Genomic DNA, 23,173 nt, shown 5'->3' with positions numbered 1-23,173 from the left:
CACCTGCCAAAAAGGGACAGGTTTATTTTGGTAGGTGGCAACTGGGGCGTTGCATTTTCCCAGATAAAACCTGCCAAAATAAACCTGTCCCTTATTGGCAGGTCGCTACAATGGATACGGTGAAAATGACTGGGGGCCTTATGATTAAACTTGTGCTGACCGATATGGACGATACGTTGATTCCAGCCGGGCATGACGGCGCCAGCGACTACGCCATCGAGGGCATTCATGCCATGCAGGCGGCGGGCCTGCACTTTGGCCCGGTTTCGGGCCGTCAGCCTTCCGCGATGGGCTGGATGTTTCGTAATCGTTCCGAGTGCTTCTCGACCGGTGCGTTCTGCAACGGCCAGGTCATGTTTGTCGACGGCGAGGTGGTAGCCTCGCATGCGACCGATAACGCCGCCCTTATTCGCTTGGCTGACTACTTGGAGCAAGAGACCGATGATACCTATCTGAAGGTCTACAGCTTGGGTGATGACTTTTGGGACAATGACGCCTATTGCGTGACGAGCGACCCCGAGCGCGTGCGTCGCGCTATGGAGTCGGGCGGCAACGCGTGGCTCAAAGGCGAAGAAGCCCCGTGCCGTCCCGTTGTCGGTGACGCGCCGGTGTTCAAGGCGAATATCTGGAGTGCCCGTTCGCGTGAGGGGCTCGCGGAGCTACGCGAGCGCGTTGCCGCCGAGGTGCCGGAACTCTCGCTCGTGTTTCCCAACGGCCGCGTGCGCCTTTTCGATATCTTGCCGGCTGGTTGGGACAAGGGCTGTGCCACGCTGGAGCTGGCGCGTGCTTTGGGCCTGACGCCCGACGAGGTGGCGGTGTTCGGCGATTCCGATAACGATCTGCCCATGATTAATGCCGTTCCCAACTCCGTTGCAGTCGCCAATGCCAATGAGGCCGTCACGGCTGCCGCGCGTTGGCATATCGGCGCTGCGGCAGACGATGCGGTTGCCGGGGCTCTGCATCAGATTGCCGCCTGCGCCGCGACGGGGGAGATGCCGTCGTTTATGCGCCAGATGGACGCGACGGGTCTTGGCGTCATGAACGTCTAGGGAGAAAGTCATGAAGCTTCAGCAGCTCAGGTATGTTGTTAAGGTTGCCGAATGCGGCAGCATCACCGAGGCCGCGCGCCGGCTCTTTGTGTCGCAGCCTTCGATTACCGCCTCGATTCGCGATCTCGAAAACGAGATGGGTGTGCACATCTTTGAGCGCACCAACAAGGGCGTCATTGTGTCCGAGGAAGGCGAGACATTCTTGGGCTACGCGCGCCAGGTACTCGATCAGGCCGATCTGCTCGAGGATAAGTACAAGGGCGCATCCGAGCAAGTGCCGCACTTTAGTGTGAGCTGTCAGCATTATTCCTTTGCCGTTAATGCGTTTGTCGACGTGATCCGTGAGTTCGATGCCGCGCGCTACGACTTTACCCTGCGCGAGGAACAGACTCACGAGATCATCGAAGATGTCGCGCACATGAAGAGTGAACTGGGCATTCTGTACTTATCCGAACATAACCGCGAGGTTATCGAGCGCATGCTGGCGGCCAACGAGCTCGTATTCGAAGGACTCTTCTGCGCCACGCCGCACGTCTTTGTATGCGCCGACCATCCACTGGCGGACCACGCCAGCGTGACGCTCGAGGACTTGGAAGACTATCCGTTCCTATCCTACGAGCAAGGCAGCTACAACTCGTTTTACTATTCCGAGGAACTGACCTCGACGTTTGAGCGCCGCAAGAATATCCGCGTGCGCGACCGTGCGACGTTGTTCAACCTAGCCATGGGTCTCAACGGCTACACGGTGTGTTCGGGCGTGATTAGCCACGAGCTTAATGGCCCCGGTATTATCTCGATTCCGCTCGATGTGGATGAATACATGGAGATCGGCATTATCACGCGCAAGAATACGACGCTCACGCGCTATGGACAGGCTTATGTCGAGGCCATCCGGAGGCATATCTAACCGGTAGCGTTTGATGTTGCTGTCTTGGGCTGTCGAAATGGCTATAGGAAAACTATATGGCAAACATATATAAACGCATATTTTACGATAACCAGGAGTGCGCTCATACTCTTTCTCGCCAAAGTATTCCATGCAAAAGGAGATTCCTATGAGCAATTCCACCCAGCTCAAAGCGCCGTTTCGCGCCGATATCGTCGGCAGTTTTCTTCGTCCGCAGGCCGTAAAGGACGCCCGCGCTGCCTATGCGGCAGGCGCGCTTGATGCCGAGGGACTTAAGGCAGTCGAGGACGAGGCCATTCGCGATTTGGTGGCAAAGCAAAAGGCCGCCGGTCTGCAGGTCATCACCGACGGCGAGTTCCGCCGCAGCTACTGGCACCTCGATTTTATGTGGGGTCTCAACGGCATCGAGCGCCGCACCTCGCGTACGGGCTATATGTTCCACGATGAGGAGACTACCGCCGACACCGCCGTGGTGACCGGGCCTATTAGCGGCGAGAACCATCCGTTCGTCGAGCACTTCAAGTTTGTCAAGGCGCTTGAGGGTGAGGGCCAGGTTGCGCGGCAAACCATTCCGGCGCCGATCCAGACGTTCTCCGAAGTCACGCTCGACCGCTGCGATGGCCAGCAGGAGAGCCTGCGCGCCGTCTACAAGACCGACGAAGAGCTCGCCGATGCCATCACCGCAGCATACCGCACCGTGATTGCCGATCTGTATGCCGCGGGTTGCCGCAACATCCAATTTGATGACTGCACCTGGGGCATCTATTGCGATACTAACTTTGTGTCCAAGACCGGCATGAGCCCGGTTGACCTGCAAAAGGTGAGCGAGCTGGGCGTGGCGCTCAACAATGCTGCCATCGCGGGCAAGCCTGACGACTTGGTGATCAATACGCATGTATGCCGTGGCAACTACCACTCTACTTATGCCTTTGAGGGCGGCTATGATCCCATCGCCCCGTACCTGTTTGCGCATGAGGACGTCGACGCGTTCTATCTGGAGTTCGACACGCCGCGCGCCGGTGGTTTTGAGCCGCTTAGGCACGTTGCGCCCGGTAAGAAGGTCGTGTTGGGCCTGGTGACCACCAAGGCAGCCGAGCTCGAGGACGAGGACGCGACCGTCGAGCGTATTCATGAGGCAGCAAAGTACGTGCCGCTTGAGAATCTGTATCTGTCTCCGCAGTGTGGCTTTGCCAGCTGCGAGATTGGCAACAAGCTGACCGAAGGCGAGCAGTGGGCAAAGATCGCGCTGGTCAAGCGTATTGCCGAGCGTGTTTGGAAATAGCGGTACCGTTTGCAAGTGACGGCGCGTGCGAGACATGGCGTATCGCGTACAATGGTTCGGACCGTATCGTTCGGGCAGGTTATCCGCTATGCCCGAGCGCCCTTCCATTCGAAAGGACATCCATGTCCCAGTCCTCGACGCCCGCCGTCACCGATGCCATCTACGACGCTTCGTCGCTCGGCCGCCCGCGCATGTTCCTGCTCGGTCTGCAGCACCTGTTTGCCATGTTTGGTGCCACGGTGCTGGTGCCCGTGCTCACCGGCCTTTCGGTATCGGCAACGCTTTTGTTTGCCGGCTTGGGCACGCTGCTATTCCACTTCCTGTCACGCGGTAAGGTCCCCGCATTTTTGGGCTCATCGTTTGCCTTTATTGCCGGCTATGCCGCAATCGCGCCCAACGGCGAGGCCGAGCTATTGCCCTACGCTTGCCTGGGCGTTGCCTGCGCCGGTTTGCTCTACCCGGTGCTTGCGGCGCTCTTCCGCGCGTTTGGCGCCAAGCGCGTCATGCGCTTCTTCCCGCCGGTGGTGACTGGCCCCATTGTCATTTCGATCGGTCTGATCCTGGCGAGTTCCGCTATTGCCAACTGCCAGACTAACTGGCTCGTTGCCGTGGTTGCCGTCGCCGTAATCGTCATCTGCAATATTTGGGGTCGCGGCATGGTCAAGATCGTGCCGATTTTACTGGGCGTCGTGGTGAGCTATGCCGTTGCGGCTGCGCTGGGCGAGGTCGATTTCTCCGGCGTCGCAGCCGCTCCCTGGCTTGGCTTGCCCGTCGTGTGGGACAACACGGTGTTTGCACTCTTTGGGCCGCAGTTCGATAGCGGCCTTGCCACGACGGCCATCATCACCATCATGCCGCTGGCCTTTGCAACCATGATTGAGCATATCGGCGATATATCCGCTATTGGCTCCACCTGCGAGCGCAACTACATCGCCGATCCCGGCCTGCATCGCACGCTGCTCGGTGATGGTCTTGCCACGATTCTGGCTTCGCTCTTTGGCGCTCCGGCCAACACCACGTATGGCGAGAACACCGGCGTGCTCGCCCTGACGCGCGTGTTTGACCCGCGCGTGATTCGCATTGCCGCGTGCTGCGCCATCGTGCTTTCGTTCTGCCCCAAGTTCGCTGCCGTGATCGCCGCCATGCCGGCATGCGTTATCGGCGGCGTGTCGCTCGTGCTCTATGGCATGATCAGCGCCGTGGGCGTCCGTAACCTCATCGAGAACCAGGTCGATTTCCAGAACAACCGCAACGTGCTGGTGGCCGCTCTGGTGCTCGTGCTTTCACTCGGCATTGCCTACAGCGCCGCCGGTGCCATCGTGCTGGAGCTGGGCGGCGTGACGATTTCGCTTTCGGGCCTTGCCGTGGGCTCGCTGGTGGGCATCGTGCTCAACGCGATTCTGCCTGGCAACGACTTTGAGTTCGCCGTTTCTGAACTCGAGGAGGCTGTCGAGTAGTAGTTGTGTTCAGCTAAATCAAAAAAATGGCGCCCGTGCGTACGCGTGGGCGCCATTTTTAATGCGTCAGTATCCAGTGTATGCCGCGGGCCATGCGCAGACCGGTTTGGGCAAAGTGGTTACCGGGGTTGAGCTCGAAGGTCGCGGGGATGCCTCGGTCGCCGAGTAGTTTTTCCATTGCGCGTGTGTCGTCGAGTACGTGCCGCATCATGCGGTTGGGCGTCTTGGTCTCCTTTTTGCCGAGTGATAGATAGACGGCGTTGGGCGCGGCTGGCATCGTGTGCCCGTGTGCGTAATCGAGAAATCCGGGAAACCATAGGGACCCCGATGCGCTTGCGGCCCGGTCAAAGGCATCGGTCTGCCAGAGCGACCAAAGCGAAAAGAGGCCCGCCAATGAGTAACCGGCAATGCCGCGCCAGGTAGGCGGGCAGGGAAGTGATGGCTCGACCTCTGGGATTATCCGATTCAGCAGTTCATCGAGAAACTCGGACGCCTGTCCACCAAAGGGCTCGGCATCGCGCACGGTTCCGTCGCATTCCCAAGGGCTCAGCTCGCGATTCCAATTGAGCCCGCCAATGGCGACCAGGGTGAATGGCGGGCAATCAAGCTCAAGACAACGGCTATAGACCTCGGTGCCGTCACCCATGACCGCGGGAAGGTAAATGACGGGCGCGCTTTCGACATGCTTTGAATGAATGGTTATCTGCTTTTGACGCGCTTCCATGACAAGCTTCTCTCTGCATTTCGACATCTACAAATACGATTGTCGCACGTCGGCGTAGGGACCGTCGCTAAAAGAAAGGCGCAGAGCCGCTTGATACGACTCTGCGCCTTGAGGTTTTGCTTTGGCAGCTTTGCCCTTACGCTACAAAGAAGTAGACGAGGAAGGCGAGTGCTGCGATCCACATGAGCGGCTTGATCTTGGAGGCCTCGCCCTTAAAGAGCGCGACGACCACGAAGGCGATAAAGCCCAGACCGATGCCGGCAGAGATGGAGTAGGTGAAGGGCACGCCGGCGACAATCATGAACGCTGGGAAACCCTGCGACACGTCGGACCAGTCGATCTCGGAGGCCTCGCTCATCATGAGGTAGCCGACGTAGACCAGAGCACCACAGGTGGCGGCGCTGGAAACGATGGTGACGATGGGGGAGAAGAACGCGGCGAGAATGAACAGCACGCCGGTGGTGACGGAGGTGAGGCCCGTGCGGCCACCGTCGGCAGCACCAGAGGTGGACTCGACGAAGGTGGTGATGGAGGAGACGCCCATAAAGCCACCGGCAGCGGCGGCCACGGAGTCGACGACCAGGATGGGACGGATGTCCTCGACATTGCCGTCCTCGGTCAAGAACTCGCCCTGCTTGGCGACGGCCATCGCAGTGCCCATGGTGTCGAAGAAGTCACTCATGAGCAGCGAGAAGGCAACGACGAGCAGCATCGGGTCGGTCAGGACCTTCACGATGGCCATGTTGCCATCAGCAGTGCTGGCAAACGGGGCGCCAAAGGTCGAGAAGTCGAGCGGTGCGATGAGACCCTCGGGCGCATGGGTGACGCCCAGCGGGATACCGGCGATAACGGCGACGATGATGCCGATGAGCAGCGAGCCCGGCACGTTGCGGGAAGCAAGGGCAACCGTCACGACGATGGAGATGATGCCGACGATAAAGGTGGGGGAGGCGATGTCGCCCAGGCCGACGAGCGTACCGGTGCCAGCGGTGATGATGCCGGCGTCGCACAGGCCGATCATGGCGATAAACAGGCCCAGACCCACCGAGATGGCGTGGCGCAGGACCACGGGGATGGCGTCCATGATGGCCTCGCGCAGACCGCAAAGGACGAGCAGCAAGATGATGATACCTTCGAGGAAGATAACACTCATGGCAACGTGCCAGTCACCGCCGCACATGGTGGCGGTGATGCCCGCAATCATGGCGTTGATGCCCAGGCCCGACGCACAGGCGAGCGGGCGGTTGGCGAAGATGCCCATGCAGATGGTCATGATGCCGGCGCCCAGACAGGTGGCGCAGGCGAGCGCTCCCGCATCGATGCCGGCGCCCGAGAGCACCGCAGGGTTGACGGCGATGATGTAGGCCATCGCCAGGAATGTTGTCAGTCCAGCGCGAAGTTCGGTCCCGATTGTGGACTTGCGCTCACTGACGTGAAAAAGTTCGTCCATGCATACCCTTTCCTTGTTCGGCCCCGAGTTTAGGCCGATTGACACGAACTTATCTACTATATCGCCTTTGGAAGGTCGATGTTTCTCGCATGTTGAAGTTCGGCGCTTTGTAACAGGCGGACGGTATTTTTCGCATGAAAATGTGTAGGTACCGTATACTTAAACAGTTACATTAAACTCTTTGGAGGAACGTATGATTAAAGAGCTCTGCCGCGACGAGGCTATCCTGTCCCAGCGTTGCGAGGTTGCGACTGTCGAGGACGAGTCGGTCGCACAGGACCTGATCGATACCATCAAGTCGCTCGAGGACGCCGGCTGCCTTGCCGCCAACCAGATTGGCGTCACCAAGAAGGTCTGCGTCTATCTGGACGACGCCGGCGAGCCCCACGTGCTCTACAACCCCCGTCTGGTGTTTGGCCTGGGCGCCAGCAAGATGGAGGAGAGCTGCCTGACGCACGACGAAATCACCAAGTCCACGCGCTATATCAAGTGCAAGGTTGCCTTTGACCAGATCGTCGACGGCAAGATGAAGGAGTGCCGCCGCGACTACACGGGCTTTGAGGCACAGATGATCCAGCATATGATCGATCACTGTCTTGGAAAGTTGGTCTAAGGGGACCAAAGTACCGCACCTTGCCGCTCAATCGTCGCTCGCGTACCTTAAGTACGCTTCGCTCCTCTTTCGTGGCAATCTGCGGTACTTTGACCCCTTAGACGACCTGCGAGGTTGACTTGGTTGAGTTTATCTTGCTTGTGTGGTCCGGGCGTGACGTTATTGTCATGTCCGGGCTTTTGTGTTTAGCGCCTATTTGTTTGGTAACAATGAGCTTAACAAGGACGTATGGCTAGGAGGCGCCATGTGCACGAGCATTCGATTTACCGATAATTCCGGCAACATGTATCTGGGTCGCAACCTCGACTGGAGCTTTAGCTACGGCCAACAGGTTCGCGTGATGCCCCGCGGGTTCCATATCCCGTATTCGTTTATCGACGATGCGTCGGCGGCACACGCGGTAATCGGCATGTGCATCGATTACAAGAACTATCCTATGTTTTTCGACTGTGGTAACGATGCGGGTCTGGCTGTGGCAGGGCTCAACTTTCCCGGTTATGCCGAGTATGCCGAGGACCCGGTTGATGGCAAGACCAATATCGCGGCCTATGAGTTTCCCCTGTGGGTGGCAGCGACGTTCTCGACGGTCGACGAGGTCGAGGCTGCGCTGCGCGACACGGTGATTGTTGCCAAATCTGCCGGAGAGGGGCTGGGTGTGTCGCTGCTCCATTGGATTATCGGCGACAGCCGGCGCAGCATCGTGGTCGAGATGATGGCTGACGGTCTGCATGTATACGACGATCCGGTCGACACCCTTGCCAATCAGCCGACCTTCCCGTGGCACATGGAAAACCTGCGCACCTATATCACCGCCACAAGCGATTTTCCTCAGACGGCGACATGGCGTGGCGCCGAGCTCAAGCCCTATGGCGCGGGTGCCGGCATGCGCGGTATTCCGGGTGACTGCTATTCGCCGAGCCGTTTTGTAAAGGCGGCATACCTCAATGCCAATTACCCGCAAAAAGACAGCGAGGCCGAGAACGTCATTCGCATGTTCCGCTCGCTCGAGGGGGTGGCGATGATCGAGGGTGCGTCCAAGATGGGTGACGGCAAGTTCGAGAAGACTATCTACACCGGATGCTTTAGCGCGCGCACGGGCAATTACTATTACTCAACGTATGAGGATCCGTCGATTCGCTACGTGAGCCTGATGGATGCCGAGGGCGCGAGCCCCGATAGGCTCGTGGTTCCCGAGCCGCGTCGTTCGTAGCCGGCGGTTTTACTGCAATGCAAAGCGGCCCTGCGCCTCCTGTGAGGCGCAGGGCCGCTGTCGTCGACGCGCGACGTCGTTAGAAGTTGGCGTCGTTGAGTTGTTCGCTCTCGAGGCCGTCGAGCTGTTGCTGTTCGGGCGTATCGGCGACGCTCCCGAGCAGCTCGGTGGGGTCGACGTTCATGTCCCTACCGGCTTCGTTGCCGTTGCCAAGCTCGTCCGAGAAGATATCGACATCCATTTTCTCGGCTTTCTCGATCTGAACTTCGAGCTGGAGTTATGGGCGAGCAGCGCCGCGCCGCCGATCATGGCAGGTAGGATCAGCCACGGCGCCACTTTGCGCACCAGGCTAAACAGGGCGAAGATGCCGCCCTCGTTGTGGTTGTCGGCCTTCATGGCGATTACCACGTACTTGACCGTGCTGGTCTTGGAGGTTTGCTTCCAGTTTGGCGTGCGCCACGTGGACTCCCTTGGACATCCGGTTATCTGTCTTGGACAGATAACTTTTATGCCGTCTTTATACATACAAGAGCTGTTTGGCACATCGGGTAATTTTAGACAATAATCCCCAGCTGGGGATTATTTATGTACGCAGGTAGCATTTCAAAACAGGGGCGCATCCGCTGTATGGCTTTGCTGCAATGTAATAACTGCGGACGCGCTCCTGCCTTGAAACTGAAGAGGGAACTTTTAGACGCGTGCTGCCTGAGCGATACCGGTCTTGGCGCCTGAGCGTTTACCGGCGAGTTCGCAAAAGATCGCGCCGCCGATGATAAGCACGGCGCCCATCAGGCGGACCGGTGTTATGACTTCGCCCAAAAGGGCGGACGAGAACACGACGGCCGAAAGCGGCTCGAGGTAGCCGACGACAGCGACGGTCTGCACGGGCAGTTTGGCGACGGCGCTAAAGTAGAGCAGGCAACCGATGCCGGTGTTGACGACGCCGAGCATAGCGACGGCGCGCCAATCGATGGTTGCGGCGATACTGGCGGACAGGAATGAGGGGGTGCCTTGGGTGACGAGCGTAAGGACCAGCGCGGTCACAAAGGCGGCGCTCACCTGGAGCGCGGAGTTCTCGAGGCCTTCGATGTGCGGCGCGCCCTTGCTGGCGATGACCATCAATGCATAACAGAAGGCCGAGGCGATTCCGCAGACGATGCCCGCAATGGGCATATTGCCGCCTAGACCTTGCGCTGCAATGAGAAAAGCGCCGCAGGCGACTGCGATAAACCCGGCGATTTTGCCACCGGTTAGTTTTTCGCCAAAGATAAACGGCGAGAGGGCCATGACGATGATGGGGCCGCAGTAGTACAGCAGCGAAGAAACGCCGACGCCGATCGTCTGATAAGCGCGGAACAGAAAAATCCAGCTGGCGCCCAGCGCGGCTCCCGAGAGGAGGAGGGCTGCGGCTTCGCGGGGGCGAGAAGGCGCCTGCAGCTTATGGCGCTGGGTAATGGCGAGGATGGCGACAAGCGAAAGGGCTCCCAGAAAAGTGCGTAGCAGCACGATATCGGAGCTCGGGAGTGCGATGGCCGCAGCGATGATGCCGTTGGAGCCAAACAACAACAATGCTGCTAAATACGTAATCAATCCGTTGTTCATGCGCTGCCGTCCCCTCTATATCTGTGCATGCTCACTATGGGTGAACTGGCTTTAGAAGAAAAGCGAATATAATGCATGGAAAACATGAAAAAAACTCATGCAAGGGTGGAGGCATGTCGTGGAAACGAATATTCAAAAGATGCAGGTGCTGCTGGAGACCGTGCGCGCTGGAAGCTTTACGCGTGCTGCCGAGCGCCTGAGCTACTCGCAATCGGGCGTGAGCCGCATGGTGGCCGATCTTGAGGCCGATTGGGGCTTTAAGGTACTCGACCGCAGTCGTGAAGGTGTTGCTCTTTCTGCCGACGGGCGGCAGGTCATGCCGGCTGTCGAGGCGCTCTGCGAGGAATTCGTTCGCTTGCAGCGACGGGTGGATGAGATGCGCGGGCTCATGCGCGGCAAAATCTGCATCGGTACGTTTTCGAGCGTGGCGACCCACGTGCTGCCGCCGGTGATTGCGCGTTTTCGTGCTGATCATCCAGACGTCGATTACGAGTTGCTGATGGGCGACTATTCAGAGATTGAACAATGGGTGGCAGAGGGTCGCTGCGATCTGGGCTTTATCCCTCGTGAGCCCCGAGAAAACGGCATGACATCGCTGCCTTTGGTGCGTGACGAGTTAATGGCGGTAGTGCCGTCAGGCTCGTTGTTTGCTACGGCGGAGGTCGTCTCTCTTGCCGACTTGGCCAACGAGCAGTTTATTCTGCTAGAACGCGGCACCGATGACGAGATTACGCCGCTGTTTCGTCGGGCGGGACTGGCAGTGCACTCAAAACTGTCGACCTGGGATGACTATGCGATTATGGCTATGGTCGAGGACGGCCTGGGTGTGAGCATTCTTCCCGCGCTCATCATGCGCCGCTGTCAGTTCGATGTTGCCGTGCGTCCGCTCGAAGGGCATCCCCATCGGCAGATCAACGCCATATATCGAACGGCCGATGTTTCGCTTGCCGCCGCCCGTTTTCTCGAATACCTCTAAATGGGCGCACGTCGTTACCGCCTTGGGATAAATCATGAGGTTTGGGTCATGTTATTTTTGAAATTGAACTTTTAGAAATAGCACGGCGCTATACTGCTTGCTAAATTGAACCTTGGTTCAATTCGTGTTCTATAAATTGAACTTTGCCAGCAAGGAGGTTCCTGTGACCCAAGAGACGTTTAGCGATCGTCTGCGACAGGCTATGTCCGATCGCGACGTTCGCCAGTCGGACGTAATCCGCGCATCGGAGATGCTCGGCAAAAAACTCGGCAAGAGTCAGATGAGCCAATATGTGAGCGGCAAGACGATTCCGCGGCGCGATGTGGCAGAGCTGCTTGCCCGCATTTTGGAGGTCGATGTTACCTGGCTGCTCGCCGGTGACGCCGATCAAGGCGAGACATCATCGACCCACAACGTTTCCAAGCCCGAACCCCATCCCTCAGATCAAATTGCAAGGAGCACCACCATGCGTACTTTTTCTAAATCCACCAAACTCGAGAACGTTCTGTATGACGTGCGCGGCCCCGTTGTCGACGAGGCAGCCCGTATGGAGGACGAAGGCGAGTGCATCCTCAAGCTCAACATCGGTAATCCGGCGCCCTTTGGTTTCCGCACGCCCGATGAGGTCATTAAGGACATGCGCCAGCAGCTGCCTGACTGCGAAGGCTATTCCAACTCGCGCGGTCTGTTCTCTGCGCGCAAGGCGATCATGCAGTATTCGCAGATCAAGGGCCTGCCCAATGTTCAGATGGAACATATCTACACGGGCAACGGCGTGTCCGAGCTCATTCAGCTTTCGATGAACGCGCTGCTCGACAATGGCGACGAGATTCTGATTCCCAGCCCCGATTATCCGCTGTGGACGGCGTGCGCAACTCTTGCCGGTGGACATCCCGTGCACTATCTGTGTGATGAGCAGGCCGATTGGTATCCCGATCTGCAGGATATGGAGTCCAAGATCACGAGCGCGACCAAGGCCCTCGTCATCATCAACCCCAACAACCCCACGGGCTCTGTCTATCCGCGCGAGGTGCTCGAGGGCATCGTTGAGATCGCGCGCAGGCACCAGCTCATGATTTTTGCCGACGAGATCTATGACCGCCTGTGCATGGACGGCTACGAGCACGTCTCCATTGCATCGCTCGCCCCCGACCTGCCCTGCATTACGTTTAGCGGCCTGTCCAAGTCGCATATGATCGCGGGCTATCGCATTGGCTGGATGGTGCTTTCGGGCAACCAGCGCTGCATGAGCGACTTCATCATGGGCATCAACATGCTCTCCAACATGCGCCTGTGCTCCAACGTGCCGGCCCAGTCGATCGTCCAGACGGCGCTTGGCGGCCATCAGTCGGTTAACGACTACATCCGCCCCGGCGGTCGTGTCTACGAGCAGCGCAACTTTGTGTATGAGGCGCTCAGCAAGATCGACGGCATCTCGGTGGTCAAGCCGCGTGCGGCGTTTTATATCTTCCCCAAGATGGATGTTAAAAAGTTCAACATCACCGATGACGAGCAGTTTGCCCTCGACCTGCTGCACGAGAAGAAGATCCTCATCACGCGTGGCGGCGGCTTCAACTGGGCTGAGCCCGATCACTTCCGCATCGTGTACCTGCCGCGCATGGAAGTGCTCAAAGAGTCGCTCGAAGACCTCGCCGATTTCTTTGATCATTACCGTCAGTCCTAATTGGTTCCGCCGTTCTACCGAACGGCGGACCGCTTGACGCTACACGAGCCGCATTCACGCCAATCTGACGTTCAATTTCGAGGGCGCGACCAGAAGGTCAGCGCCCTCTCATTTCACGTCACCTTGGCGCAAATGCGGCTCGCTCGCTGTCGTGTGCTCAGCCTGCGTCGTTACCATGATCCAAAGGGGACGGAGGAAAACAGATCATTTTCCTTGACTCGCGGAACTATATAACGACGCCGTTGCAGTGGTCGATTTCGTGCTGGATGATCTCGGCGGTGTAGCCCGAGAAGTTTTTGATGCGGTGGACGAAGTTCTCGTCCAAATACTCCACCTTAATGCGACGATAGCGGGTGCAGGGACGCTCGCCGATCAGCGAGAGGCATCCTTCGCTGGTCTGATAGGCATTGACCTGCTCAAGAATTTGAGGGTTGTACATCAGGAGCGTCCTGTTGCCGTCCTTTACGCAGATGATGCGTTTGCGCACGCCGATCATGTTGGCGGCGAGCCCCACGCACTCGTGCTCATGCTCGTGGAGCGTATCCAGGAGGTCCTGCCCGATCACGGCATCGTCGGGCCCTGCGTCTTCGGAAGGCAGGCGCAAAAAGAACTCGGATTTCATGATGGGCTTAATCATGGCGGGCTCCTTAAGGTGGACACGTTTGGTTCAGGCCATGATACCGCGACATGTCGCATTAATGTGTGCACATAGATTCTGCAGCTAGATTGGATGGCGACACCATAAACTAAGGGACGTTTTGCCGAGAGGCATGAATGTTTAAAGCGCAAAGAGTGCGCGACGGGCCCCGCGAATGGGGCGATGATGCCCGAGAGGGCCAAGAAGGAGTCTCATGTCCGAGAACGAAGAGATCATGAACGAGACCGAGAACGAGACCATGGCTGCCGAGGTCGAGGCAGTCGAGACCGTGGAGACCGAAGCTACCGAGGTTGAGGCTGCTGACGAGGTTTCCGCCGAGGAGGAGGCCGAGGTTGTCGAGGCCGCCGTTGATTACGATGACGAAGAGCTGATGGACAAGATGCAGAAGGCCGCCCGCCTGCTGCGTAGCCGTCGCTTTGCTATTTCCAAGGAGGAGGAGGCTAAGGCCGAGCGTATGGCGAACATCGAGCGCGCCATCAAGCTCCTTGACCTCAAGCCCAAGATGGAGCAGAAGGAAATGTCCGATCTGCTGGGCATGCGCCTTCGTGAGCTCGATGGCCTGATGGCCGAGGCCGAGGCTGCCGATCTGGTCGGCCGCATCGACAACGCCGAGGGCGATATGCGCAAGATCGTCGTCTTCGCTGCCGAGGATGCCGCTGAGGGCCTGGTCGAGCTTGCCAACAAGAAGGAGAAGCTCCTGCCCGAGCTTTCTTACGAGGAGGCCACCGAGCTGATGGCCGCGCTCGATAAGGTTATCGCTCCGCTCGTCGCCATGGGTCTGGACGAGGATCGCGGTCCTCGCGGCGGCCGTGACGACCGTGGTGGCCGTGGCGGCGACCGTGGCGGTCGCGGCGGCTTTGGCGACCGCGGTGGCCGTGGCGGCGACCGTGGTGGTCGCGGTGGCCGTGGCGGCTTTGGTGACCGTGGCGGCGATCGTGGCGGTCGCGGCGGCTTTGGCGGCAACCGTGGTGGCTATGGCGACCGCGGTGGCAACCGCGGCGGCTTCGGCGGCAACCGTGGCGGCGACCGCGGCGGTCGAGGCGGCGACCGTGGCGGCCGCAACGGCGGTGGCTTCCGCGGCAACCGTTTTTAGGGGTTACGCGGTTCTACGAACCGCGTAACTAGTTGACGCTGCGCGCCCACCAGAGCGACAACTTGTCATTCAAAGAGGACGGCATGACCAGAAGGTCTATGCCGTCCTCTTTTCATGCCAATTTATTCGCTCTGGTGGGCGCTCGCTGTCGGTGTCAAAACATCGGCGTCGCCTTGATTCAAACTTGCCAAAAAGGTAGTCATTGGGGACGTTCTTAAATGACTAGTCGTTGGGGACGTTCTTGTTTGACTAGTCGTTGAGAACGTCCCCAACGACTACATAGTATGAGAGTGGATAATCTCCCGGTTTGAGCCTGCATCCAAGCTCAAAGTGCGAGATTTCCACTCTCATTTGCTATGCGTCCGAAAATCCACGTTCGTTTGTTTTCTGCCTACATTTGGAGGAAGAGCTCGTGGAGGCGGGTGTCGTCGTCGAGCTCGGGGTGGAAGGTAACGCCGAGCTGATTGTCTTGACGGGCGGCGACGATGCGGCCATCGACTTCGGCTAGGGCCTTGGCATTGCCGTGCACCTCGACGATGCGGGGTGCACGGATAAACGTTAACGGCACTTCACCGTCGATACCGCCTACCTGCCCCTTGGTGCGAAAACTGCCGAGCTGCCTGCCATAGGCATTGCGCTCAACGAGTATATCCATGGTTGCCAAGCGCGGTGTCCCCTTGTCATCGTGGGCGGCAAGGTCGCGCGCCAACAGAATCAGACCGGCACAAGTTCCCAGTACAGGCATGCCTTCAACAATGCGGGTACGAAGATCCTCGAGCATATCGAGTTCGGCAAGTAGCTTGCCCTGAACGGTGGACTCGCCGCCGGGAAGTACCAGACGGTCAAAGTTCTGCTGCAAATCGGCCGCCTGCCTCAGCTCAATACAGTGTGCGCCCAGCTCGGATAGTCTTGCTTCGTGCTCGGCAAAAGCGCCTTGGACCGCCAGCACGGCGACCGTTTGGTCTGCATAATCGCTCATGGGCGATCCTTTCTGCCGGACTAGCGCCCGCGCTCCTCCATGATAATCTCGATCTCGTCGGCGTTGATGCCCACCATGGCCTCGCCCAGGTCCTCCGAAAGCTCGGCGATGAGTTTGGCATCGGTGAAGTTTGCCACGGCCTTGACGATGGCGGCGGCGCGCTTGGCCGGGTCGCCGCTCTTAAAGATGCCCGAGCCCACAAAGACGCCCTCGGCGCCCAGCTGCATCATCAGCGCGGCGTCGGCGGGAGTCGCTACGCCGCCGGCGGCAAAGTTCACGACGGGAAGCTTGCCCGTGGCATGGACCTCGCGCACCAGCTCGACCGGAACCTGCAGTTGCTTGGCTGCCTCAAAGAGCTCGTCATCGCGCAGGGCAACAACGTCGCGGATCTGCTTTTGGATCTTGCGCATGTGACGCACGGCCTGGACGACATCGCCCGTACCCGGCTCACCCTTGGTGCGAATCATCGTGGCGCCCTCGGCAACACGGCGCAGCGCCTCGCCCAGATCGCGGGCGCCGCAGACAAACGGCACGTCAAACTGGGTCTTGTCGATGTGATAGACGTCGTCGGCAGGGGAGAGAACCTCGGACTCGTCGATGTAATCGATCTCGATGGCCTGCAGGACCTGCGCCTCGACAATGTGGCCGATGCGGCACTTGGCCATAACGGGGATGGAGACGGCCTCTTGGATGCCCTTGATCATCTTGGGGTCGCTCATGCGTGAGACGCCGCCTGCGGCACGGATGTCGGCCGGGATGCGCTCGAGTGCCATGACGGCGCAGGCGCCCGCCTCTTCGGCGATGCGTGCCTGCTCGGGCGTGGTGACGTCCATGATGACGCCGCCCTTGAGCATCTGCGCGAGCTCGCGATTGAGTTTGACGCGATCTGCCTTGCTGGTCTGTTCTGCCATGGTTGCTCCCTTGGTTGGCATGTGCATTGCTTGACGGAACATCCTATCGGGGAGCTGGGTATGGCGAAATACTCAGTTTTCGAGATAATAATAAGGCCAGACTAATACCAGATTGAATGACTCAATAAGGTCAGGTGATAAACTCATGCTTGACTACAATTTGGAAAAACGCGGCGAAGCATCGCTCTATGAGTATATTTACCAGCAAATTCGAGATGATATCGTTGCTGGACGCATTGCGGCGGGGGAGCATCTTCCGTCTAAGCGCGCCTTTGCCAATCATCTGGGAATCAGTGTCATTACCATCGAGAATGCATATAGCCAGTTACTTGCCGAGGGCTATATTTGCTCAATGCCGCGTCGTGGTTACTACGCTTGCAAGCTTCCGGATGCACCGGTTTTGGCTTCGGCTGTAGAGGGCATCGACCGGGATGCCGTCTCTGCGGGTTCCGGCGCGCATGATGTCAACGGACAGGTCGAGCGATTCGATGCACTTTCTCCTTCTGCTTTGGAGGCGGCGCGGCTTTGGCAAAGCGCGCTGCGGGCGACGCTGGCATCCGAAGACGAGAGCGAAATCTTTTCGACCGCGCCGGCACAGGGCACCACTCGGCTACGACGCGCAATTGCCCACCATCTGCGCGGGACAAGGGGCATGAATGTCGACCCCAACAACGTTGTTATCGGCGCAGGCGCCCAGCTGCTCGATACCATGTTGGTTCAGTTGCTTGGAGCCGACAAGGTGTATGCTGTTGAGGACCCGGGCTATTTGCGCTTGACGCGCATCTATCAGGCTATGGGTTGCAAAGTTCGACATATCCCGTTGGATGATGAGGGTGTAGACTTGAGCGCTCTGCAGAAAACTGGGACCGATGTCCTTCACCTGATGCCGTCCCATCAGTATCCGACCGGCCTGGTGACGAGCATTGCGCGTCGTTATGCGCTGCTGAGCTGGGCCGCCGAGCGACCAGGTCGATATCTCATCGAAGATGACTTTGATTGCGAGTTTCGTCTGGCCGGCAAGCCGATTCCCGCGCTTGCTTCGATCGATGCCGCTCAATCGGTTATCTACACCAACACGTTTTCGAAGAGCCTTTCATCGGCGTTGCGTCTAGCGTACATGGTGTTGCCCGATAAGCTGATGAAGCGGTTTAGGTGCAACCTTGGTTTCTACGCCTCGTCGGTGAGCTCTGTCGACCAGGTCGCTTTGGCTCGTTTGCTGGAATCGGGTGATTACGAGCGACATGTGAACCGCATGCGCGTTCGTGCTCGTGAGGCGCGTGATGGCCTGGCGGCGCTTGTACGGGATGCGTTTCCAGCAGGAGAGGTTTCGATCGAGCATGCAGACGCAGGCCTTTACTGCACCGTGGTTGCGGAGCGGGGAACGGGCGGAAGCTCTTTTGCGCAGGCCCTCACGCGCTCGAGCATCCCTTTTATCGACATCAGTAACTGTTATTGGTGCGCCGATGGCGCATCTGTCCCTGAAAACTCAACTCAAATTCTTGTCCAGTATGACGACCTGAGTCCGGAGGTGCTTAATACCCTGGAATCGCAGCTAATGGGGCACTCTGTAACCTAAGTGAGTAGACTTTTGGCACTTTGGCGACCAGACAGTTTTGTAACAAGCTATCTACCTGTGGTTTTGAGAAGTGGGATCATCGGTCTGCTCGGGATGTTCCAAAAAGTCTACTCACTTGCCGCGCAAAGCTTCCGCATGAGAAAAAAAGTGGGGTTTCCAACAGGGCTTCGTCCAGTTCTCGGTAAGCTTTTGGCCAGTTGGGGAGGGCTGTTGAAAACTTTGCAGTTCGTTCGGAGCCATTTTTGGTGCGTTCGCCCCAATGAGAGACCGACTGGGTTGAAATTCGTGCTTTCCTGTGCCTATGAAGGATTTACTTTGTGACATATCGGCTTTTAGGTACTGGCGTTTGCCCCCTCAAGTCCGCGCTTTGTGTCCTCCGCTTCCGCGGCCGGATGAAGACCGGCAGCGATATGACCTCGTCCGCAACCCGACGGCTGCGGTCGCGCTCGGTTTTCCGTTGTATACATTGGTTCGGACGAGAAACAAACGGACTTGCCCTGCCAACATTAGGCAGCGGCTGTTTCTTGGTGAACTCCCCAGGGAATCCGTGCTGGAAACGGAGCATGGATTTTTGGTCACGTCTCCTCTACTGACGGCATTTATCATGTCTCGACATCTGACGGATCTCCAACTTCTGCTGGTATTGGCGGAGATGTGCGGCTTGTTTGCGGTATGCGCCCTGCCGGCGGCACTTGAGGTGGAGCTTTCGCGTGCAATTGATTCGGGTACGATTTTGACAACGTTGGGTTGGGTGCGCTGCCCGTCCGAGGGCGGCACCGCCTCAAATTTATGGCGTCGCGACGCTTTGGTTTTGGATGGGGACCTTGACCGTTTTTGTTCAGATGTTTGCGGGATGCGTTACGGCAATCGATTTATGGCGGTATCGCATCTCGTTCCATTGGGTGCCGCTTCGCCTTTTGAGGTCGAGGCGTATTTGTTGCTTGGACTGCCGCGAGCCCTGGGAGGTGAAGGGTTTTGCGGCATAGAGCTCAATGTCAAAGTGGTGCTAAGCACAAGTGCTCGAGCGATTGTAGGAAAGACCCGCGTATATATCGACCTACTTCTTTCCTCGCCGGACGGGAGGCGACAGGTGGCCATTGAATGTCAGGGAAAGGCCTCGCACGGGCGCGCGGGGGATGGCTTGCGTGACGCTGACCGCATGACGGCGCTTCAAGCCATGGGCTACGACGTGCTTCTCCTGACACACGGACAGATATCCGATGAGGATAGATTCCGTGCGATCGTTAAGGCTGTATGCAGGATGCTCGATGTTGAATATCGCGATAAAAGCTCGGATGAGCAAAGGGCTGAGGCATTACTCCGGTCTGAACTATTCGTTGACTGGACAAAATTGGGAGTAATCGACGGAAAGATGTCCATTGGACACAAAACAGCTCGATCGTGGACAGCGCGGATCTAAGTGAGTAGACTTTTGGCGTGATGGCGACCAGGCCGTTTTGCAACAAGTCATTTACCTGCTGCTTTATAGAGCAATATGGATGGTCTGCTCGGCAAGTTCCAAAAAGTCTACTCACTTAGTTTTTGACGAGAAGTCGATGCCGAAGGTGGCCCTATTTCAGGGCGTTAACGAGTTCATGAGACACGAAAAAAGGCCCGAACCATGCGGTTCGGGCCCTTTAAAGTTAGAGATTATCTCTCAGGCGGTTGGCTTAGCCAAAGTAGCGCTTGAGCAGGCCGGCGAAGGCCTTGCCGTGGCGGGCCTCGTCGCGAGCCATCTCGTGCACGGTATCGTGGATGGCATCGAGGCCAGCGGCCTTGGCGCGCTTGGCAAGATCGGTCTTGCCGGCGGTGGCGCCGTTCTCGGCCTCAACGCGCATCTCGAGGTTCTTCTTGGTGGAGTCGGTCACGACCTCGCCCAGGAGCTCGGCGAACTTGGCGGCGTGCTCGGCCTCCTCGTGGGCAGCCTTCTCCCAGTATAGGCCGATCTCGGGATAGCCCTCGCGATGGGCGACGCGAGCCATGGCCAGGTACATACCGACCTCAGAGCACTCGCCCTCAAAGTTGGCGCGCAGGTCGGCAACAATGTCCTCGGAGACGCCCTCCATCTTGGCGACGCCCACGACGTGCTCGGCAGCCCACTCGAGCTTGCCCTCCTCCTGCTTCAGGAAACGAGAACCGGGAACGCCGCACTGGGGGCACTTAAAATCCTCGGGCAGCTGGTCGCCGTCGAACTCTTCCACATAACCGCAAACGGGGCAAACAAATTTCATGATTCGATCCTTTCGATGGATGGCGATGGGGCGCTTGTCCGATCCCGTAAGGGCCCTCTCCGGACGTGCGTCTTGACGAGTTCTATTATCCATAAATGCAACAAAATGTGAAGCCTATTAGGAATGATTTTTGATAAAACAATTTTGAGAGATGAAGATGTTGATTGATTAACGATTGGCAGGCCGCCCGCGAGCTCTGATGAGTACAATCGGTCGAACAAATGTTGACCAATCAACAAATGAGGGAGTTTCCTTTATGCATCTAGCCCGCTGCGCCTGGTGCCGAACGTATCAAACGGTTTTTCGCATCGCATTGCCGGTGCTGCCCTATACCGAGCCACGCATTCTGGAGCATGCTGAGAGAGAGCGCCTGCCAGGCCATTATCGGCTTTGGCGGTGGCTCGGCCATGGACTGTGCCAAGGGCGTGGGAGCACGCATCGCGCAGCCAAACAAGCCCATCAACAAGATGCGCGGCCTGCTGCGCGTCCACCGTCTCCTGCCGCTGCTTATTGCGGTTCCCAATACCGCCGGTACGGGAAGCGAAGTCACGCTCGCGGCGGTTATCACCGATGACGAGACGCACCACAAGTACCCCATTAACGACTTTGTGCTTCTCCCGCGCTTTGCGGTGCACGACCCCGAGTTCACGCGCGGTCTGCCCGCCTCCATTACGGGGCAGACGGGCATGGGCGCCCTGACGCATGCCGTCGAGGCCTTTATCGATTGGGTCGATCGAATGAACGCCGCCTTGGACATTCCCAAATATGTGACGGGCATTCGCCGCTCCGACATTCCCGAGATGGCGGCGCATGCCGATGCCGAGGCCAATCCGCTGTACCCCGTTCCACTTTTGATGGACCGTTTGGAGCTGATGCGCATGTACGAGGTCGTCGCGGGTGATATGTTTGAGGGCGAGAACTAGGAGGGTCCATGAACACCGAGGAAATTGCGCGCATCGTCGGAGACCAGCGCGTCTACTTTAAGACGCACGCCACGTTTGATGTCGATGCTCGACGTCGTGCGCTCGTGAGTTTACGCGATGCGGTGCGGGCCCACGAGGCCGATATTGCCCATGCGCTCAAGACCGATTTGGGAAAATCGCATGACGAGGCGTATATGTGCGAGATCGGCACGTCGCTTTCCGAGATTCGTCATCAGATCGCGCATGTGGCTCGATGGAGTCGTCCGCGCCTGCGTCCGTGCGACCTTGCCAACGCCGTGAGTGTGTGCAAAACGCAAGCCGTGCCCTATGGCGTCACGCTCATCATGGCCCCGTGGAACTACCCGTTTTTGCTAACGCTCGAGCCGCTCGCCGGCGCCCTTGCCGCGGGCAATACTGTGGTCATCAAGCCGAGCGCCTATGCTCCGGCATCGTGTGCGGTGCTCAAGCAGATCTGCGAAGAGGCATTTGATCCGTGCCTGGTGACAGTTGTCGAGGGCGGGCGCGCCGAGAACGAAGCGCTGCTCGATGAGTGCTGGGACAAGATCTTCTTTACCGGTAGCGTTCCGGTCGGCAAGCTCGTCATGGAGCGCGCAAGTAAAAACCTTACGCCCGTGACGCTTGAGCTGGGTGGAAAGAGTCCCTGCATCGTGGATGCGACGGCAAACTTGAAGGTTGCGGCACGGCGTATCGCCTTTGGTAAATGGCTCAACGTGGGGCAGACCTGTGTGGCGCCCGACTACCTGCTGGTCGATACGCGTGTGCACGACGAGTTGCTGGGCCTCATCAAGGAAGAGGCGCGCCGTATGTTTGGCGAGCATCCGCTCGACAACGAGGATTACGGGCATATCGTCAATGCCAAGCATTTTGCGCGCGTGCATGGGCTAATCGATTCCGATAAGGTCGTGCTTGGAGGTGCTGCGCGCGAGGCTTCGCTCAAGATTGAGCCGACAATTTTGGACGGCGTGGCCCCCGATGACGCCGTGATGCAGGAGGAGATTTTCGGTCCCATCTTGCCGGTGCTGACGTTTGAGAGCCTAGACGAGGCCGAGACGTTTATTACGGATCGTCCGACGCCGCTGGCCCTGTATATCTTTAGCCAGGACCGTGAGGTTCAGCAGCGCTTTGTGCGTTACGTGCCCTTTGGTGGCGGTTGCGTCAACGACACGATCATGCACCTGGCTACGAGCCATATGGGCTTTGGCGGCATGGGAGCGAGCGGTATGGGGCAGTACCATGGACGCGAGAGCTTCAATACGTTTAGCCACAAGAAGAGCATCGTGAACAAGGCAACGTGGCTGGACGTGCCATTTCGCTATGCCCCTTACGCAAACTGGAAGCACAAATTTGTGCGCATGTTTGTGCATTAGAATCAGATGGCGTAGGGACAAACGGTCGAAAAGACGCAGGCAGGATGAATTTGTGTCCGCACGGACCCGTAGACTTCTCGGTAAGGTTAAGCGCCGGTTTATCCGGCCGTTAGGGGAGTTGCTATGTACGAGCCTTCACGTGTTCTTCTGTCGTTTCACATTGCGGGATTTCAGTATGCCGACGGCGCTTTGGTCCTGGGCGATCTTAAAGCGGGCGATAAACTGACGCTGTGCGCCGAGCGCGATAATCCCCATGATCCCGAGGCGGTTGCGATCTACTACGGCAACACCAAGCTTGGCTATGTTCCGGGAAACGAGGTCGGTCCGCTGTCCTTGATGATGTATTACGGCCACGAGGACGTATTTGAGGCCCGCGTGCAACAGGTTGCCCCCGAGCGCAGCCCTTGGCATCAGGTGCGCGTTGGGCTCTATGTGGTGGATGCTCGCTAGTCGGCAATGG

The 23,173-nt window shown here is 58.2% G+C and carries 22 protein-coding genes and 1 pseudogene; 14 read left to right on the top strand and 9 right to left on the bottom strand.

The window, feature by feature from the left end:
- Positions 1-140: 140 nt before the first annotated feature.
- The 4 genes from ACTQ0H_RS05695 (at position 141) to ACTQ0H_RS05680 (ending at position 4,695) form a co-directional block, all read left to right on the top strand.
- The gene (locus ACTQ0H_RS05695) at positions 141-1,049 is read left to right on the top strand and encodes an HAD-IIB family hydrolase (protein WP_441547900.1); all 909 of its coding nucleotides are present in this window, start codon (positions 141-143) and stop codon (positions 1,047-1,049) included.
- A gap of 10 nt (positions 1,050-1,059) precedes the next feature.
- On the top strand, positions 1,060-1,956 hold the full coding sequence (locus ACTQ0H_RS05690; RefSeq protein WP_441547899.1) for a LysR family transcriptional regulator: 897 nt from the start codon (positions 1,060-1,062) through the stop codon (positions 1,954-1,956).
- 148 nt (positions 1,957-2,104) lie between these two features.
- Entirely contained in the window at positions 2,105-3,238 is a 1,134-nt protein-coding gene (locus ACTQ0H_RS05685) for a 5-methyltetrahydropteroyltriglutamate--homocysteine S-methyltransferase (protein ID WP_441547898.1), read from the top strand.
- Positions 3,239-3,360: 122 nt separating this feature from the next.
- Positions 3,361-4,695, top strand: a complete 1,335-nt coding sequence (locus ACTQ0H_RS05680) for a uracil-xanthine permease family protein (RefSeq protein ID WP_441547897.1) — start codon at positions 3,361-3,363, stop codon at positions 4,693-4,695.
- 58 nt (positions 4,696-4,753) lie between these two features.
- On the opposite strand, the gene ACTQ0H_RS05675 is transcribed toward ACTQ0H_RS05680, so the two are convergent.
- Together ACTQ0H_RS05675 and ACTQ0H_RS05670 are read right to left on the bottom strand one after the other, a co-directional pair.
- Complete coding sequence (locus tag ACTQ0H_RS05675; protein ID WP_427719770.1) at positions 4,754-5,419, bottom strand: alpha/beta hydrolase; 666 nt, start codon at positions 5,417-5,419, stop codon at positions 4,754-4,756.
- Positions 5,420-5,555: 136 nt separating this feature from the next.
- Positions 5,556-6,869: an NCS2 family permease gene (locus tag ACTQ0H_RS05670; RefSeq protein WP_441547896.1), complete on the bottom strand. Its 1,314-nt coding sequence runs from the start codon at positions 6,867-6,869 to the stop codon at positions 5,556-5,558.
- A gap of 193 nt (positions 6,870-7,062) precedes the next feature.
- On the opposite strand from ACTQ0H_RS05670, the gene ACTQ0H_RS05665 reads away from it, so the two are divergent.
- Both ACTQ0H_RS05665 and bsh read left to right on the top strand, forming a co-directional pair.
- Complete coding sequence (locus ACTQ0H_RS05665; RefSeq protein ID WP_154517060.1) at positions 7,063-7,482, top strand: peptide deformylase; 420 nt, start codon at positions 7,063-7,065, stop codon at positions 7,480-7,482.
- Between the two features lie 244 nt (positions 7,483-7,726).
- Entirely contained in the window at positions 7,727-8,692 is a 966-nt protein-coding gene (bsh, locus tag ACTQ0H_RS05660) for a choloylglycine hydrolase (protein ID WP_427719772.1), read from the top strand.
- Positions 8,693-8,771: 79 nt separating this feature from the next.
- Here bsh and ACTQ0H_RS05655 read toward each other — a convergent pair whose 3' ends face one another.
- From ACTQ0H_RS05655 to ACTQ0H_RS05645, 3 genes and pseudogenes are all read right to left on the bottom strand, one after another.
- Positions 8,772-8,933, bottom strand: a complete 162-nt coding sequence (locus ACTQ0H_RS05655) for a hypothetical protein (RefSeq protein WP_441069386.1) — start codon at positions 8,931-8,933, stop codon at positions 8,772-8,774.
- Between the two features lie 41 nt (positions 8,934-8,974).
- Positions 8,975-9,115 (bottom strand): annotated as a pseudogene (locus ACTQ0H_RS05650) (KUP/HAK/KT family potassium transporter); the annotation flags it as partial.
- 267 nt (positions 9,116-9,382) lie between these two features.
- Positions 9,383-10,294, bottom strand: coding sequence for a DMT family transporter (locus ACTQ0H_RS05645; protein ID WP_427747886.1), 912 nt, complete (start codon positions 10,292-10,294; stop codon positions 9,383-9,385).
- A 118-nt stretch (positions 10,295-10,412) separates the two neighbouring features.
- On the opposite strand from ACTQ0H_RS05645, the gene ACTQ0H_RS05640 reads away from it, so the two are divergent.
- Positions 10,413-11,270: a LysR family transcriptional regulator gene (locus ACTQ0H_RS05640; protein ID WP_370450624.1), complete on the top strand. Its 858-nt coding sequence runs from the start codon at positions 10,413-10,415 to the stop codon at positions 11,268-11,270.
- A 202-nt stretch (positions 11,271-11,472) separates the two neighbouring features.
- Positions 11,473-12,954, top strand: coding sequence for an aminotransferase class I/II-fold pyridoxal phosphate-dependent enzyme (locus tag ACTQ0H_RS05635; protein WP_427747912.1), 1,482 nt, complete (start codon positions 11,473-11,475; stop codon positions 12,952-12,954).
- Between the two features lie 226 nt (positions 12,955-13,180).
- Here the strand turns inward: ACTQ0H_RS05635 and ACTQ0H_RS05630 are convergent, their stop codons facing one another.
- Positions 13,181-13,591 carry a peptide deformylase gene (locus ACTQ0H_RS05630; RefSeq protein ID WP_154517072.1) on the bottom strand — a complete coding sequence of 137 codons (411 nt, stop codon included), beginning with the start codon at positions 13,589-13,591 and terminating at the stop codon, positions 13,181-13,183.
- Positions 13,592-13,805: 214 nt separating this feature from the next.
- Between ACTQ0H_RS05630 and ACTQ0H_RS05625 the strand changes: the two genes are divergently transcribed.
- Positions 13,806-14,705 (top strand): hypothetical protein, encoded by a 900-nt coding sequence (locus ACTQ0H_RS05625; RefSeq protein WP_427719775.1) that lies wholly within the window; start codon positions 13,806-13,808, stop codon positions 14,703-14,705.
- A 391-nt stretch (positions 14,706-15,096) separates the two neighbouring features.
- Here the strand turns inward: ACTQ0H_RS05625 and pdxT are convergent, their stop codons facing one another.
- Positions 15,097-15,684: a pyridoxal 5'-phosphate synthase glutaminase subunit PdxT gene (pdxT, locus tag ACTQ0H_RS05620; RefSeq protein ID WP_441048504.1), complete on the bottom strand. Its 588-nt coding sequence runs from the start codon at positions 15,682-15,684 to the stop codon at positions 15,097-15,099.
- Positions 15,685-15,704: 20 nt separating this feature from the next.
- Positions 15,705-16,595 carry a pyridoxal 5'-phosphate synthase lyase subunit PdxS gene (gene pdxS / locus ACTQ0H_RS05615; protein ID WP_022094325.1) on the bottom strand — a complete coding sequence of 297 codons (891 nt, stop codon included), beginning with the start codon at positions 16,593-16,595 and terminating at the stop codon, positions 15,705-15,707.
- A 145-nt stretch (positions 16,596-16,740) separates the two neighbouring features.
- Between pdxS and pdxR the strand changes: the two genes are divergently transcribed.
- A complete protein-coding gene (gene pdxR, locus ACTQ0H_RS05610; protein WP_441063708.1) occupies positions 16,741-18,171 on the top strand; it encodes a MocR-like pyridoxine biosynthesis transcription factor PdxR in 1,431 nt (476 codons plus the stop codon).
- A gap of 547 nt (positions 18,172-18,718) precedes the next feature.
- Complete coding sequence (locus ACTQ0H_RS05605; RefSeq protein ID WP_441538281.1) at positions 18,719-19,591, top strand: hypothetical protein; 873 nt, start codon at positions 18,719-18,721, stop codon at positions 19,589-19,591.
- A 250-nt stretch (positions 19,592-19,841) separates the two neighbouring features.
- Here the strand turns inward: ACTQ0H_RS05605 and ACTQ0H_RS05600 are convergent, their stop codons facing one another.
- Complete coding sequence (locus ACTQ0H_RS05600; protein WP_154517090.1) at positions 19,842-20,402, bottom strand: ferritin family protein; 561 nt, start codon at positions 20,400-20,402, stop codon at positions 19,842-19,844.
- A 353-nt stretch (positions 20,403-20,755) separates the two neighbouring features.
- On the opposite strand from ACTQ0H_RS05600, the gene ACTQ0H_RS05595 reads away from it, so the two are divergent.
- The 3 genes from ACTQ0H_RS05595 (at position 20,756) to ACTQ0H_RS05585 (ending at position 23,163) form a co-directional block, all read left to right on the top strand.
- Positions 20,756-21,325: an iron-containing alcohol dehydrogenase gene (locus tag ACTQ0H_RS05595; RefSeq protein WP_441547895.1), complete on the top strand. Its 570-nt coding sequence runs from the start codon at positions 20,756-20,758 to the stop codon at positions 21,323-21,325.
- 8 nt (positions 21,326-21,333) lie between these two features.
- Positions 21,334-22,713 (top strand): aldehyde dehydrogenase, encoded by a 1,380-nt coding sequence (locus ACTQ0H_RS05590; RefSeq protein ID WP_441547894.1) that lies wholly within the window; start codon positions 21,334-21,336, stop codon positions 22,711-22,713.
- Between the two features lie 123 nt (positions 22,714-22,836).
- The gene (locus ACTQ0H_RS05585; RefSeq protein WP_117655201.1) at positions 22,837-23,163 is read left to right on the top strand and encodes an HIRAN domain-containing protein; all 327 of its coding nucleotides are present in this window, start codon (positions 22,837-22,839) and stop codon (positions 23,161-23,163) included.
- Positions 23,164-23,173 lie beyond the last annotated feature (10 nt).

This window comes from Collinsella sp. LCP21S3_A3, from assembly GCF_052118905.1.
Taxonomy (GTDB): domain Bacteria; phylum Actinomycetota; class Coriobacteriia; order Coriobacteriales; family Coriobacteriaceae; genus Collinsella.
This window is presented reverse-complemented; position numbering and strand designations above follow the sequence as displayed.